Annotated in this window: 17 protein-coding genes; 13 read left to right on the forward strand and 4 right to left on the reverse strand. The window is 35.0% G+C overall.

The window, feature by feature from the left end:
• The first annotated feature begins 168 nt into the window (after positions 1–168).
• The 4 genes from gtfA (at position 169) to AC0L5Q_RS14610 (ending at position 4,644) form a co-directional block, all read left to right on the forward strand.
• On the forward strand, positions 169–1,650 hold the full coding sequence (gtfA, locus tag AC0L5Q_RS14595) for a sucrose phosphorylase (protein ID WP_473610243.1): 1,482 nt from the start codon (positions 169–171) through the stop codon (positions 1,648–1,650).
• Positions 1,651–1,849: 199 nt separating this feature from the next.
• Positions 1,850–2,881, forward strand: coding sequence for a LacI family DNA-binding transcriptional regulator (locus AC0L5Q_RS14600; protein ID WP_473610247.1), 1,032 nt, complete (start codon positions 1,850–1,852; stop codon positions 2,879–2,881).
• Between the two features lie 60 nt (positions 2,882–2,941).
• Positions 2,942–3,739, forward strand: a complete 798-nt coding sequence (locus AC0L5Q_RS14605; RefSeq protein ID WP_473610251.1) for an alpha/beta fold hydrolase — start codon at positions 2,942–2,944, stop codon at positions 3,737–3,739.
• The gene (locus AC0L5Q_RS14610; RefSeq protein ID WP_473610255.1) at positions 3,736–4,644 is read left to right on the forward strand and encodes a GGDEF domain-containing protein; all 909 of its coding nucleotides are present in this window, start codon (positions 3,736–3,738) and stop codon (positions 4,642–4,644) included. Before AC0L5Q_RS14605 ends, AC0L5Q_RS14610 begins: the two co-directional genes overlap by 4 nt.
• 38 nt (positions 4,645–4,682) lie before the next feature.
• Here the strand turns inward: AC0L5Q_RS14610 and AC0L5Q_RS14615 are convergent, their stop codons facing one another.
• On the reverse strand, positions 4,683–5,267 hold the full coding sequence (locus AC0L5Q_RS14615) for a TetR/AcrR family transcriptional regulator (protein ID WP_473610258.1): 585 nt from the start codon (positions 5,265–5,267) through the stop codon (positions 4,683–4,685).
• A gap of 132 nt (positions 5,268–5,399) precedes the next feature.
• Here AC0L5Q_RS14615 and AC0L5Q_RS14620 point away from each other — a divergent pair, with 132 nt between their 5' ends.
• The 3 genes from AC0L5Q_RS14620 (at position 5,400) to AC0L5Q_RS14630 (ending at position 6,486) form a co-directional block, all read left to right on the forward strand.
• Complete coding sequence (locus AC0L5Q_RS14620) at positions 5,400–5,870, forward strand: nuclear transport factor 2 family protein (RefSeq protein ID WP_473610262.1); 471 nt, start codon at positions 5,400–5,402, stop codon at positions 5,868–5,870.
• 65 nt (positions 5,871–5,935) lie between these two features.
• On the forward strand, positions 5,936–6,211 hold the full coding sequence (locus AC0L5Q_RS14625) for a damage-inducible protein J (protein WP_473610265.1): 276 nt from the start codon (positions 5,936–5,938) through the stop codon (positions 6,209–6,211).
• Positions 6,208–6,486: a type II toxin-antitoxin system RelE/ParE family toxin gene (locus AC0L5Q_RS14630; RefSeq protein ID WP_473610269.1), complete on the forward strand. Its 279-nt coding sequence runs from the start codon at positions 6,208–6,210 to the stop codon at positions 6,484–6,486. The genes AC0L5Q_RS14625 and AC0L5Q_RS14630 overlap by 4 nt, the downstream gene beginning before the upstream one ends.
• Positions 6,487–6,525: 39 nt before the next feature.
• Here the strand turns inward: AC0L5Q_RS14630 and AC0L5Q_RS14635 are convergent, their stop codons facing one another.
• Together AC0L5Q_RS14635 and AC0L5Q_RS14640 are read right to left on the reverse strand one after the other, a co-directional pair.
• Positions 6,526–7,209, reverse strand: a complete 684-nt coding sequence (locus AC0L5Q_RS14635) for a 2OG-Fe(II) oxygenase (protein ID WP_473618314.1) — start codon at positions 7,207–7,209, stop codon at positions 6,526–6,528.
• Between the two features lie 157 nt (positions 7,210–7,366).
• The gene (locus AC0L5Q_RS14640; protein ID WP_473610273.1) at positions 7,367–7,867 is read right to left on the reverse strand and encodes a metal-dependent hydrolase; all 501 of its coding nucleotides are present in this window, start codon (positions 7,865–7,867) and stop codon (positions 7,367–7,369) included.
• Positions 7,868–7,984: 117 nt separating this feature from the next.
• On the opposite strand from AC0L5Q_RS14640, the gene AC0L5Q_RS14645 reads away from it, so the two are divergent.
• Positions 7,985–9,970: a S1 family peptidase gene (locus tag AC0L5Q_RS14645; protein WP_473610276.1), complete on the forward strand. Its 1,986-nt coding sequence runs from the start codon at positions 7,985–7,987 to the stop codon at positions 9,968–9,970.
• 290 nt (positions 9,971–10,260) lie between these two features.
• A complete protein-coding gene (locus tag AC0L5Q_RS14650; RefSeq protein ID WP_473610280.1) occupies positions 10,261–10,497 on the forward strand; it encodes an RNA recognition motif domain-containing protein in 237 nt (78 codons plus the stop codon).
• A gap of 79 nt (positions 10,498–10,576) precedes the next feature.
• Here AC0L5Q_RS14650 and AC0L5Q_RS14655 read toward each other — a convergent pair whose 3' ends face one another.
• Positions 10,577–11,407 (reverse strand): LysR family transcriptional regulator, encoded by an 831-nt coding sequence (locus tag AC0L5Q_RS14655; RefSeq protein WP_473610284.1) that lies wholly within the window; start codon positions 11,405–11,407, stop codon positions 10,577–10,579.
• A 130-nt stretch (positions 11,408–11,537) separates the two neighbouring features.
• On the opposite strand from AC0L5Q_RS14655, the gene AC0L5Q_RS14660 reads away from it, so the two are divergent.
• The 4 genes from AC0L5Q_RS14660 to AC0L5Q_RS14675 all read left to right on the forward strand — a co-directional run bounded on the left by AC0L5Q_RS14660 (position 11,538) and on the right by AC0L5Q_RS14675 (position 13,389).
• Positions 11,538–11,816: a hypothetical protein gene (locus tag AC0L5Q_RS14660; RefSeq protein WP_473610289.1), complete on the forward strand. Its 279-nt coding sequence runs from the start codon at positions 11,538–11,540 to the stop codon at positions 11,814–11,816.
• Position 11,817: 1 nt separating this feature from the next.
• A complete protein-coding gene (gene maoP, locus AC0L5Q_RS14665; RefSeq protein ID WP_077339076.1) occupies positions 11,818–12,150 on the forward strand; it encodes a DUF413 domain-containing protein in 333 nt (110 codons plus the stop codon).
• A gap of 205 nt (positions 12,151–12,355) precedes the next feature.
• Complete coding sequence (locus AC0L5Q_RS14670; protein ID WP_473610297.1) at positions 12,356–13,090, forward strand: AzlC family ABC transporter permease; 735 nt, start codon at positions 12,356–12,358, stop codon at positions 13,088–13,090.
• Positions 13,087–13,389, forward strand: coding sequence for an AzlD domain-containing protein (locus tag AC0L5Q_RS14675; RefSeq protein ID WP_077339074.1), 303 nt, complete (start codon positions 13,087–13,089; stop codon positions 13,387–13,389). The genes AC0L5Q_RS14670 and AC0L5Q_RS14675 overlap by 4 nt, the downstream gene beginning before the upstream one ends.
• The last annotated feature ends 18 nt before the right edge of the window (positions 13,390–13,407 follow it).

Below are 13,407 nucleotides of genomic sequence, written 5' to 3' on the forward strand. Positions count from 1 at the left end.
ATAAAGCTGATAACTAAAGAAATTCTACCTTTTATTTCGCTCTGTTTTTCTTTCTTATTGTTTTACTAACTTAAATAAAATATAAAATTATTCTTGATTAAAATGAGATTGTATATAAAGATAGTTCTTAATCGATTAAGATGCAACTTAAAATTATACGGTAAACTTATGAAAAATAATGTTCAGCTAATGACCTATATAGACAGGTTAACGGGTTCAAATACTCAAACATTAAACAATCTTTTAAATGATCAGCTTGCTGACTTGTTTTCAGGTGTTCATTTGTTGCCATTTTATTATCCAATAGACGGCAGTGATGCAGGTTTTGACCCGATAGATCATACACAGGTTGATAGCCGATTAGGCGACTGGAATGACGTAAAAGCGTTAGGCGAGGGGCATGAGTTAATGGCCGACCTGATTGTAAATCATATGTCTGCGCAGTCTAAAGAATTTAAAGATGTACTTAAAAACGGTAAAAACTCTGCATTTTGGGATTTATTTTTAACCAAAGAAAAAGTATTTCCAAATGGGTTAAGTGAAGAACAGGCTGAAAAAATATACCGACCTCGTCCAGGAAGTTGTTTCACTGAATTTTCATTACCCAATAATGACAGTGCAAATTTTTGGACCACATTTACTGATAATCAAATAGATATTGATGTTACTTCTGAAATAGGCAAAGAATATTTATCACACATTTTAAAAACCTTTTCTGAAAACAATATTAAGATCATTCGTTTAGATGCTGCAGGTTACGCGCTTAAAAAAGCCGGAACCAGTTGCTTTATGCTTGATGAAACCTTCAAATTTATTGATGACCTTAGCAAAACCGCGAACGATTTAGGTATTGAAACCCTAGTAGAAATTCATTCGTATTATCAAACACAAATAGAAATAGCTAAACGTGTAGATCGCGTTTACGATTTTGCCTTACCTCCTTTAGTGTTGCACAGTATTTTTAGTCAAGATTTTACGGCTTTGACAAAGTGGTTAACTATTGCGCCAAGAAACTGCATTACCGTGTTAGACACACATGATGGTATTGGCATTATTGATGTAGGCCCTATGAATGGCAAAGCGGGATTACTTAACGAAGAGCAAATAGATAAGTTGGTTGAAACTATTCATGTGAATAGCGCTGGCGAAAGTAAAATGGCTACCGGCGCAGCGGCAAGTAATGTGGATTTATATCAAGTAAATTGCACATATTATGATGCACTTGGACAAAACGACTTTGATTATTTAGTGGCAAGAGCTATTCAATTTTTTGCTCCTGGTACGCCACAAGTTTATTACGCGGGTTTGCTGGCTGAAAAAAATGCCATGGAATTGTTATCAAAATCCAATATAGGAAGAGATATTAACCGACCTTATCTTGATACAAATAGTATTGAACAAGCGTTAAACAAGCCTTTTACTAAAGCGTTAATTCAGCTGATTAAACTGCGTAATAATTGTGATGCATTCAATGGTGAATTCACCATAACTAGTGGCCAATCTACTTTGAAAATGACATGGAAAAATAACGAACAAATGGCGACTTTAATTGTTGATTTAACCAATAGAAATGCATTGATCGAAATAAAAGAAGGCAACAACATCAGCACGACTAAATTAGATAAGCTTTTAAACAAGGCTTTAAATTGATTAGCAGGCGTAATTTTATCAGTTTAAGTGAGTAATTTGTTGATATTAATTAGTACTTAGGCCAAAGTAACCTTACTGAAATTAGTGTTATTTAAAAGCGCTTTCATTTTATATAAAGAACATATAAATAAAGTGTAATTTAAAAATCAATTTCATAATATTCAGATACTTTAGATAAATAAGAATATGAAAGGTGAACATGACAGATACAAAAGCTTGGACGCTAAAAAGTGTAGCAAAAGAACTCGGTGTTTCAAACGCTACCGTTTCTAATGCATTTAACCGACCTGATCAACTATCTAAAAAACGTAGAGATGAAATTCTCGCCTCGTGTAAAGAAATTGGCTATTCAGGTCCAAATCGAGCAGCTCAGTCTTTAAGAAAGGGGCATTTCAATATAGTTGCCTTAGTGCTGCCCGACAGTGTTGAATATATGGTTACCGACCCTGTTGCCAGTAATTTTGTAAAAGGCGTTTCGTCTGTATTAGAAAAAAGCAAAGTCAATTTATTATTGTTTTCAGGTGCTTCAGATAATATAAATTCAGTGGCTGACTTTGTTGATGGCTTTATTTGTTATGGCAGCCCGCGTAATACTGAATTAATTGAGCAGCTAAGAGCTACAAATAAAAAAGTGGTTACTGCTGATTTTGATATTGATCGTAAAGCATCCGTTGGCATTGATAACGAACAAGCCGCTTACGAAATAGCAAAACTTGCCTTGCATTCAAAAGACGATGCAGTGGCTATTCTCGGCTTAAGGCTACTTGAGTCAACTGTTACCTCACGTGTTTATGACTTACCGAGTTTAGATTATCAATGTTCTATTTCACACAAACGTTTGAATGGTTACAAAAGAGCGATAGAAGAAATAGGGGTTGATTTACGAGGCGACCGCGTGTGGAATATACCAGAAAACAAACATCATTTTGCTTTGATTGCCGCACGAGAAGCTCTAACCTCAATTCCACGTCCGAATGTTTTACTGTGTATGAGTGACCTTATTGCTTTAGCATCTATACAAGAAATTAATGCTATGGGGCTTAAAATTCCTGAAGATATAAGAGTTGTAGGATTTGATGGTATCGACGAAGCATTAAGATCTTCACCTAAACTTACCACCATACATCAAAATAATGAGAAAAAAGGTATTAAAGCTGCAGAGCTCTTTATTGAAAGGGCGATTGAGTCAGTCATCATCCCATTTCATATTGAACATGGCGAAACTAGCTAGTTTCACCATGTTCTATACTTAGGTTATACTCTAAGCATTGAGCTGTTAAGATTAGTCATAATGAATAACATAAAAATTAGAAATAACGTTAAAGTTTCAGGTAATAAAAATGCTCCAACCTTAATGCTTGCGCATGGATTTGGATGTGATCAGAATATGTGGCGGTTTATGCAACCCATATTAGAAAAACATTACCAAGTTGTGCTTTTTGATTATGTGGGATCTGGTAAGTCATTATTGACAGATTATTCGACTGAAAAATACGGAACGTTAGAAGGTTATACTGAAGATATAATCGATATTATCGACGAATTACAACTCACCAATGTTACTATTATTGGGCATTCAGTTAGCTCAATTATTGCTTCAATTGCCTCAATCAAAATTCCTGAAATAATTACTAATCTTATTATGATTTGTCCATCACCTTGCTTTTTAAATGTTCCCCCTGATTATGAAGGCGGGTTTGAACGAAGTGATTTAGAAGAGTTAGTTGAACTCATGGATAAAAACTATATTGGTTGGGCGAATTATTTAGCGCCACTTGTTATGGGAAGCTCTCAGTCGCCTGAATTGATCGCCGAGTTATCCGGAAGTTTTTGTAGTACAGATCCATTAATCGCGAAAAACTTTGCTAAAGCGACTTTCTTCTCTGATTACAGACATATTCTAAACGACATTGCATGTCCTTCACTTATTTTGCAAAGTGCATCTGATTCATTGGCAAATGTGCAAGTTGGAAAATACATGGCTGAAAATATAAATAACTGTGAACTTGAAGTGATTAATGCAGAAGGACATTGTTTACACATGACCAATCATGAAGATATTGTTCCTATTATTCTCCGCTTCATTTGAAAACATTAAATGCTATGAGTGCCACTCAAGATCTTAATGATTTTTGTTCAGGCCACATAATTGTTAATAAATATCGCAAGATTATTTTTTGTAATGACTATATTTGCAACTTAAGTTTTAAACCTAATAATGAATTGATTAATTCATCCATATCTACATGCTTTACTAAAGCGTCAAATATTTTTATTGATAGTTATATTTACCCACTTTTACTCGTTGAAGCCGTAGCACAAGAAATTCAGCTATCTTTTGTTGACCATAATAAACAAGTGGTACCGGTTGTTGTAAATATTAAATTAGGAGAAGAAGGCACATCTTATTGGTCGTTATACGAGTGTACCAATCGGAATAAACTTCATTCTGAATTAATAAAAGCTAAAAATAAGTTAGAAGAGCAATCTAAAGCGCTTTATCAGCTTGCTATAACTGATCCCTTAACCGGTTTAATGAACAGGCGCGAACTACAAAATCAGATAACGAGAATCATTAACTTGGTTGCTCGAAACCCTTCTACCTTTGCATTATTGTCAATTGATGTCGATTTTTTCAAACAGGTTAACGACACTTATGGTCATCACGTTGGCGATAAAGTATTAAAGCACTTAGCAACTATATTGCAAGAAGACCGCAGGGCAAACGACCTAGTCGCTAGAATTGGTGGCGAAGAGTTCGTATTACTATTACCTGACATAGATGAAGCTAATGCTTATAAATTAGCAGAAAATTTGAGAAAAAAGATTGAAAATGAAGCAATTGATAACATAAGCATTACGGTAAGTATCGGCTTGGTTGTTAGCCATAAAAATGAAAAAAACAGTTTGGATGCCCTTTTAAAATTGTCTGATGATGCACTTTACCGTTCGAAAAATGCAGGTCGAAATCAAACAACCGTGGCGCATTTATAATTGTTTTTTAGCGTGATAAACCAGAAAGTTAAGTAATACTAATGCTTTAAAAACGTTAAGGCGAGTTGCTTTGCTTTTAATGCAGCTTCTTTATCACCCATTACATAAGCGCAGTTAATAACGCCTTCTTTAAGCTGTAACAATAAATCAGTTAAACTATTTACTTGTTTTGTATCACTAATATTTATAGACAGTTGTTGTTGAAAAAACTGCTTAATATTAAGTTTATGCTGCAAACATAATTGATAAATTTCACTACCTGTATCGCCATATTCAGCAGCGGTATTGACAAAAAAACAGCCATCAAATTTTTCTAAAATCGTTTCGCGATTATTAATCCAATCATTCAATGCATTAAACAGATGTTCAATAAACTCAGCAGTAGACTTTGTATCGCTACAACGTGCTGTAAACCATTGCATAAAGCGTTTGTCGCGCTCTATTACACACGCTTGTATCAAAGCCTCTTTACTCGCAAAGTGGTTATATAAGGTTTTTTTAGCAATGCCTGACTTAGCCAATATTTCATTAATACCAATAGTATGAATACCTTGCTGATAAAACAGCTGTAAGGCGGTGTCAACTAATTGTGTGCGTTTATCATTGGCTTGTGCTACAGACATAAATTAATTCCAATTAAGGAGGGCGGTAAATAAAAATGTTGCGTAAGTATACAAAGTTGTCTACCATAACTCAATGGGTAGACAGAGTGTTCTACTTTTTGTTTTATTAATTTACTATTTGGAATGATTGCTATGGAAAATTCACGCCCACCTTTACCACCCTTTGATGCTGATAGCGCAAAAATAAAAGTAAGAGCCGCCGAAAATGGCTGGAACAATAAAGACCCGCTTAAAGTTTCTCTCGCTTATAGCGCAGATAGCCAATGGCGCAACCGCTCAAGCTTTATTAATGGCAGAGACGAAATCGTTGAGTTTTTAACAAGTAAATGGCAACAAGAGTTAGACTACAAGCTGATCAAAGAGCTATGGGCATTTACCGAAAACCGTATTGCAGTACGCTTTGCTTACGAATACCGAAATGCCGAAAACCAATGGTTCAGGGCTTACGGTAACGAAAACTGGGAATTTGACGAATTTGGCTTAATGCGTAAACGCTTCGCGTGTATAAACGACTTAGCTATTACTGAAAAAGAACGATTATTCAAATGGGAAGGCGCAGTTCGACCGGATGATTTTCCAAGCTTGTCTGAGTTAGGTTTGTAGGTTGCCTCTATATAATGCTAGTGCTAACATCTGTGTGTACAGTATTAATTAAAAGGTAACTTACGATGGACACTCGTATTCAATTTAGAGTTGATGAAGAAACTAAACGTTTAGCGCAGTTAATGGCTGAAAGCCAAGGCCGAACATTAAGCGAAGCATGCAGAGAGCTTACTGAAAGCTTAGCTGAGGAACAGCGAAAATCTATAAGTCATGATGTATGGCTATCAGAACAAATAAATGCTGCATTTAATAAATTTGATAGTGGTGATGCTCGTTTTGTCGAACATGACGATGCTAAACTTCAGATGGAAGATCGTAAAATGAAGATCCGTAATAGATGATTTTTTGGGAAGAAGAATCGTTAAATGACCGAGAGAAGATATTTGAATTTCTTTTTGATTTTAATCCTAGTGCTGCTGAACAAACGGATCAAATTATTGAAGTTAAAGTTAAAAGTCTACTCGAACACCCATTAATGGGTGTTCAAAGAGATCTATTTCGAGGACGATTATTCATTATTCCTGAAGTTTCAATGATTGTATCTTATTGGGTTGATGGAAAAACAATCCGAATTATGCGTGTTTTACACCAGAAGCAAAAATTTCCACAAGGATAATATTGTCAATTCAGACGTAATGGCTGATATCCACAAACCTTAGCTTGGCGGATCAATATTATTCGCGATACTGTTATTCAACCTAAACCAGCCGGCGATAGAATAACGATCTCTATTGGCTGGTAGTACTTCGTGTGGAAAGTCTTCACTTAAAAACACCACGATAGTACCAAAATTAGGGGTTACTTTAATCACGCTGTTATCAATAATTGTAGACGCTTCGGCTTGTTTATCGTAAATCACTAGTTCGCCACCATCGTCAGGCGACCAAAATTGATTAAGGTAAACCACCACCGATAACATGCGGTTATCTTCGCCTTTAAAAGCGTCTTTATGCTTTTTGTAAAAGTCGCCTTTGGCATAATGTGCAAAATGACTTTCAAACGAAAACAATCCAAGAAACAAGCGCTTGTTTAAAAAAACACGTAATGACTCTGTCCACTTTATCCAAGCGCTACCAGCTTCACTGTTACCTGTTATCCAACATATTTCGTCAGTGCGAACAAAGTCGTTAACGGTATGATCTTGAGCACGACCAATACCCGCACGTTTAAAATTTTCGTCAGACATAACCGTAACGTGTTGCAGTAACAATTGAGCTAAATTTTCAGGTAAAGCATAAGGGCGAATGCTATAGCCCTTATCAATAATATCGTTTGTGATTGATTCAAAAAGCGATGTTGTATCGCCAGAATGAATGGTATGAAGTAAGCTCAACAGCAGCCTGTCTTAGGTATTAAAACTAACATGAGTAGATAATTTAAGAGAATGTAATAGCTTATAATATCACTATAATGTTTTTAGTCATTATCATTATTTTCTTTGTATTGTTATAAATGAAGATTGAGTGTTTTTAAGTTATGGAATGACAACTTTTTCATTATACTTTTCTTTTTAATCGCCAACTCATCACAAAGTATATCGCTGCTCCTAATAAACCACTATACATGCAAATTTTATGTAGCATTTGCACGGTAATTAAGCCTAAAAATTGATTGTTTAATGTAAATGGGAAAAAAGGCTCAACGTCTGAGTGCATAATACTATCAAGTAATACATGGCTAAAACTGCCGATAAAAGCGCTGAGTAAAACTACCCACCATGCAATATTGATGGGATGCTCTTTTTTGGATAAACCTATTATTTTAAGCCCCAACTCAGATAGGTATTTACCCGTTAATGCTGCAAACAATGCAATCAATATTGCGCCAACATAAGTATGAGTAAAACCGTGCAGATGTCCCTCGCCGGAGATCAACACAATAAGTGGCTGAATATCCATAACGATTTGAGTCCAGCCAAATACCATTAAGCTAAAGCTACCTTGCAGTAGCGCTTTTATGAGTATTCCTGGACCCATGTGTATTGGTGTAAATGGCATTGAATAACCTTTTGCAATCAAAACTTGAAGATTACAATGTGTGTTTGGTGTTATATTAATTGTATATTGAAAGGCGCGTAAGCCACAGGAAAATAAAAATTTAACGGAGTATTATCTATGCACAAAGCTTGTAAATTAATTTTAAAGCTAGTTTTATTGTTGAGTATTTCAACTTCAGCATATGCTGAACAAGAAGAGTTAACCTCTACTCAAATTAAAAAATTGAAAAAAGGAATATTTGAAGTTGTTACATTGAAGTTAGAAGACAACGCGGTTTATAAAGAAGAATTCCCCAAAAATTTAATCCCATTTCATATTCGTAATGATAAACATCATAGTTTAGGTACTGCTTTTTTAATTAAAGAAAACACCTTAGTGTCAGCAGCACATGTTTTTGGCATTGGCAATTATTCGCTTTTTTCTAATAACTACGCGATACGTGACAGCAAAGGCAATATATTTAAAATTACTAAAGTTGAAAAGTATTCAAATTACCGCGATTTAATTCAATTTTCGGTTGAAGGTGATACTTCTAAATACCATAAGTTTGAATTTGCCCAAGACTACGAAGAAGGCGATGTAGTGTATGCCGCAGGTAATGCGTTGGGCGAAGGTGTTATTTTTAGGAAGGGTTCTTTAACTTCGTTTACCTATGAACCTATAGACGGACAATGGAAAAACATACGTTATTCTGCGGCAGCGTCACCGGGAAATAGTGGCGGGCCATTATTGAATTTAAATGGTGAAGTTGTTGGTATAGTTACGCAAAAATCGTCTAATGAAAATCTTAATTACGCATTACCAATAAAAGTGTTTTCTGATTTCACCTCTGAAACCGCTGAGTTTTATACAACTCAAATGGCTGAAATAGAGTCTTTACAAAGGTTAATGTATGAATGGAAATTTAGTGCAAAGTTACCACAAGATATTTTAGCGCTAAGAAAAGTGGCAGAAAAAAGCTTTTATGCGCGTTTTGTTGATGCGAGAAATGAATTTACGACTAAATTTGATAAAGATATTTTTCCTCAACATAAAAATGTAGATAAATATTTAAGAAACCAACCCAATAAAGAGATGCTGTCGATTATTGATATTAATGGTAATGGCGAGTGGTTGCTACATTACCCTGAAAACGAGCGTAGCATTACCATAACTAAAAACCAGTCGCTGTATTATGGTACTAATAAAAGCATGATGGGCAGTTATCAATTTATTTTAGATAAGCCTGAAAACGTTAAATTAGATGATTTTATTAAAGATAAAAAAACTATTTTAGACACGTTTTTTACTTCAGTTCAGTGGAACAGAAAAATATCAGGTACACCTGTTTATATATCGTCATACGGAGAACCTGTATACGAAGAGCAGCATGAAGATAAATACGGCCGAGTATGGCAAATGGCAACTTGGAATGATCAATATTCAGACCGCTCTGTTATGCTTTATTGTTTACCTATTCCAAGAGGTATTGCTTGCGACATGGTTGAAACAAGTGTCGGATGGCTTGAAGTACAGAAAAAAGCGTATAAAGATAACCTTCACCGAATGTTAATGTCTTATTCAGGTAAGTTAAGTGAATGGAAAGAATTTGTAGAGCTGCCAGATAAGTTGTTGCCTAAATATTTTCGTGATGCCTCGTTTGATATCACGAAAGGTAAGCTTGGGTTTAAAGTTGATGGTTTTTCTGGAAAGCTCGAAAACATAAAATTAACTAACGACAGTAGTTTATATGCGGCAATAGAAATTAACCCTGAAAACACAAATGAATTATTAGTTGGCTCGGTAGATTTTAGCCCTAATATGAATGAAGACGGAACTTTCTATATCTCTAAATATTATGATTTAGGTGACGATGCGACAGATAGCTATAAAGATTTTTGGAAAAAGTTTACTTCGTTAGAATCTCCTTATAATTTTGAGCTGTTAAACGAAGGTAAGTTAATAAGCAAATATACAAACCTAAGCGCTACCTTTAAAACGAAAAAATTAACCAAAGAAACTCCGAAAGGCGCAGCTTATTTAGTGGGTTGTCAGCTTCAATCAGAAGTTAAAGTAGAAGAGTTTAATCAGTCGTGTGATGCTTTTATTAAAGGTATTGATTAGGTATTCACAAAGCCGTTTATTAAACACTACTTTTGAAGCAACCCCCAATTATTGGTTAACTGCTCTGTAATAATATTCATCAGGGCAGTTAACTTATTAGTCCTTCAATAGGTAAGGGTAGGACAATAATCGGTGTCGCTTAGTATTACCATTTGGAATAACCATAACGGTAGAGCAAGCAATTGAGCATCAACTAGGCAGGCGGTATTTTCATAAAATACACAAATGAATATAGTCTGTTGAGTATTTGTGAGATAATTGCAACAGAAGAAACACACCAATGGTTAATTATGAAACTTTTAGTTCGTAACCTTTCTCGTTCAACCACTGAACAAGAAATTCGTATTTTATTTACTGCTCATGGTTCTGTTACAGAATGCACACTTGTTTTAGACCAAGAAACGGGTAAATCAAAAGGTTTTGCTTTTGTAGAAATGCCTAATGAAGGCGAAGCAAAAAAAGCATTATCTAGCTTGCATGAAACAAGAATTGCTAATAACAGAATTAGAGTAAAAGTCGCTCAGTAACCTTTAAAGTTATTGTGTAACGTTAAAGCCAGCTGCCATTAAGGTATATGCTGGCTTTTTTGTTTTCAGCTAATTGATATTACTGACTGTTAGTAAATAATTGTCTGAATTCATTGATCAGGTTTTCGTTAATATTGTTTTTTCGGTACACCATATAAATGGGTCTTTTAATTTGTATAGGGCTTTCAATTAAGTAGAGTTTCTTCTTTTTAACTAAGTCTGCAACAAATTCGTTAGGTAAATAGGCAAACCCGCCTTTTGATAAAATAACTTCTAATGCAATCATCGCCGTTGACGATTTAAAGCTTGGAATAATTTTGTGATGTAAAACATGTTCCTTTTGAAACGTTATTCCCCAATCTATTAAAATATAATCAGTTAATTCAGCGTCAAATTCAGGGCGAGAACCGACTAACGATAGATCAAAATGACCAATAAGCTCGTTGGTAAAACCATCGTCTTTAATGGGATCTGTGAGTAAACCTACATCCAGTGTTCGGTCATCAAGTTTGCGTTGAATCGCTTCTCTAACTGATATTTCTGTACCGAGCATCAAATTTTCAAAAAGATTAAGAGTGTCTTTAATTCTTGAACTAAAAAAAGCATCCCAAATATTAGGTGTTGCAGCAATGTTAAAACTGATTTTTTGTTGATTAGCGATAGACAGTGCCACTTTAGATTGCTCCATTTGACTCACCATTAAATGAGCATGAGAAAGCAAAGTTTCACCAGACGGCGTTAACCTAAGATTGTTTTTATCTCTTATAAGTAGTTGTGTAGAATAGAATTCTTCTAGTTGCTTAATTCTTGCGCTTACTGCTGCCTGCGTGATATAAAGCATTTCTGCTGCACGCCCAAAGTGTTTATTTTCTGCTACGGCAATAAAGGTTTTAAATACTCGGATATCCATCCAAATTCCTAATAATCGGTTATAACAATACTGTAAATAAATCTTATCTTATCGACAAATATTTTTTGTTTTTCAAATGGGAAAATATTTCATAAATTCAAGTAGCAAATACTGCGTAATAGGAATTTTAATGAAAACTATACCTTGTTTACTACTTTTAAGTTTGATTAGTTTTGGCGGGTATTCAAATGACCTTGAATCGCAGTTAAGTGAGTCAACGCCTGATTTGGATACTGTGCTTAATATTTACAACTTTTGTGTAGAAAAACAGTACTCAGACCAAGATGACTTTAATATGGAAACATACTTATTAGATTGCGTTAATGTAGATTTAATAACGGCAGCTTATCAAACTTTTAATTCATATAACGGTTTAATTGAATTTATCTCATCAGATAAAGGGGAATAGTATGAATACAACAATTCGTAAAGGCACTTTATTTTTTTATGGCGATCGAACGTTTGCTCGTGGTTTTTCTCGAAGCGGTTATTTTAATAAGCGTGAGTCGCTAGAACTTGAAGAATACGGACATACACTACAAGGCTTAGCTAATGGTTTATTACAACCAGAAAACGAAGAAGAAGCGCAATTTGTGCGTGATCTAGAATCAGTTCATGCGAGTTCTTTATATCCTGTGGCATTATGGAAGAAATATCTTGCGGCAGTGGAAAAAAGCAAAGTTCATCACGGTTTCGCTAAAAGCAGCCCAAGAAATAACGAAAACTTTAGCATGAGTGCGTAAGTTAATTTACCCATTTAAGCTAATTCACAGCATTAAATAATAAACATCAAACAATATGTAAACAGAGAGCTGAAACTCTCTGTTTATTTCTTCTATAAAAAAAAATTAATTTCACAAAAGCATAGCTGAAAGATCAACAGACCCTATTATAAATTTAAGGTAAACTCTCCTTTTCTTACTTTCTTTATCTTAAATTTAAGCTGATATGTCTACGTTAACTCAACCTGAAACTTATGTTGCTCAATCAAAACATAAATCTTTTTGGCAAGGTGTTATTGCCACGCTTCCGCTGTGTATCGCTGTTATTCCGTGGGGAATTTTAGCCGGTTCTTATGCCATTGAAGTTGGCTTAACATCGTTAGAGTCGCAAGCTATGTCGGCCATTGTTTTTGCGGGCGCTGCTCAGTTAGTTGCATTAGGCATGATCAAGGCAGGTATTGGCTTAACCAGTATTTTACTTACCACGCTGTTAATTACCTCTCGGCATTTGCTTTATAGTATGGCGCTAAGAAAAGACATCAGCCCTTTACCGCTAAAATGGCGTTTATCGTTAGGTTTTTTATTAACAGACGAACTCTTTGCCATAGTTACAACACGAAAAACACCTAATAAACAGCATACATTTGATCGCTGGTATGCATTTGGAGGCGGGTTAAGTTTTTATGTCTTTTGGAACATAGCTACGCTCATCGGTATTATTGCCGGACAAACCATTCCTAATATGGAAGAGTGGGGGCTCGACTTTGCTATCGCCTCTACTTTTATCGCGTTAATTATTCCTATGATCAAAGCTAAATCAATATTGGTTTGTGTATTAGTGTCGTTGGTAGGTTCGGTAGTATGTAGCGTGTTAAATATTGAAGCAGGTTTATTAATTTCAGCCCTTATTGGTATGGCATGCGGAACCTTATACGCCCAAATGACAGGTGAAGCATCATGATTTGGTTAACGTTAGGCTTAATGACCCTCATTATATTTATCAGCCGTTATTTGTTTTTAGAGCCCAAGCTGCCACTTAAATTAAACAAAAGCACACTACAATTTTTAAGTTATGCAGCACCGGCTGTACTTACCGCTATTATTGCGCCTTTAGTGTTTGTAAAAGAACATGCGTTATATATAAGTATTCATAACAGTTATTTAGTCGGTGCTATTATCGCCTGTTTGTTGGCTTACTTTACGCGCAATACCTTGTTAACCGTTGTAGTAAGTATGGGGATTTTCTTTTTTATATTATAAAAAATAGCTTATACCCGT

The sequence above is a fragment of the Pseudocolwellia sp. G5-9 genome (genome assembly GCF_055808995.1).

Excerpts from the sequence above, each read along its gene's own strand:
- gtfA (WP_473610243.1), top strand. The coding sequence starts at position 169 with ATGAAAAATAATGTTCAGCTAATGACCTATATAGACAGGTTAACGGGT.
- AC0L5Q_RS14600 (WP_473610247.1), top strand. The coding sequence starts at position 1,850 with ATGACAGATACAAAAGCTTGGACGCTAAAAAGTGTAGCAAAAGAACTC.
- AC0L5Q_RS14605 (WP_473610251.1), top strand. The coding sequence starts at position 2,942 with ATGAATAACATAAAAATTAGAAATAACGTTAAAGTTTCAGGTAATAAA.
- AC0L5Q_RS14615 (WP_473610258.1), bottom strand. The coding sequence starts at position 5,267 with ATGTCTGTAGCACAAGCCAATGATAAACGCACACAATTAGTTGACACC.
- AC0L5Q_RS14620 (WP_473610262.1), top strand. The coding sequence starts at position 5,400 with ATGGAAAATTCACGCCCACCTTTACCACCCTTTGATGCTGATAGCGCA.
- AC0L5Q_RS14625 (WP_473610265.1), top strand. The coding sequence starts at position 5,936 with ATGGACACTCGTATTCAATTTAGAGTTGATGAAGAAACTAAACGTTTA.
- AC0L5Q_RS14630 (WP_473610269.1), top strand. The coding sequence starts at position 6,208 with ATGATTTTTTGGGAAGAAGAATCGTTAAATGACCGAGAGAAGATATTT.
- AC0L5Q_RS14640 (WP_473610273.1), bottom strand. The coding sequence starts at position 7,867 with ATGCCATTTACACCAATACACATGGGTCCAGGAATACTCATAAAAGCG.
- AC0L5Q_RS14645 (WP_473610276.1), top strand. The coding sequence starts at position 7,985 with ATGCACAAAGCTTGTAAATTAATTTTAAAGCTAGTTTTATTGTTGAGT.
- AC0L5Q_RS14650 (WP_473610280.1), top strand. The coding sequence starts at position 10,261 with ATGAAACTTTTAGTTCGTAACCTTTCTCGTTCAACCACTGAACAAGAA.
- AC0L5Q_RS14655 (WP_473610284.1), bottom strand. The coding sequence starts at position 11,407 with ATGGATATCCGAGTATTTAAAACCTTTATTGCCGTAGCAGAAAATAAA.
- AC0L5Q_RS14660 (WP_473610289.1), top strand. The coding sequence starts at position 11,538 with ATGAAAACTATACCTTGTTTACTACTTTTAAGTTTGATTAGTTTTGGC.
- maoP (WP_077339076.1), top strand. The coding sequence starts at position 11,818 with ATGAATACAACAATTCGTAAAGGCACTTTATTTTTTTATGGCGATCGA.
- AC0L5Q_RS14670 (WP_473610297.1), top strand. The coding sequence starts at position 12,356 with ATGTCTACGTTAACTCAACCTGAAACTTATGTTGCTCAATCAAAACAT.
- AC0L5Q_RS14675 (WP_077339074.1), top strand. The coding sequence starts at position 13,087 with ATGATTTGGTTAACGTTAGGCTTAATGACCCTCATTATATTTATCAGC.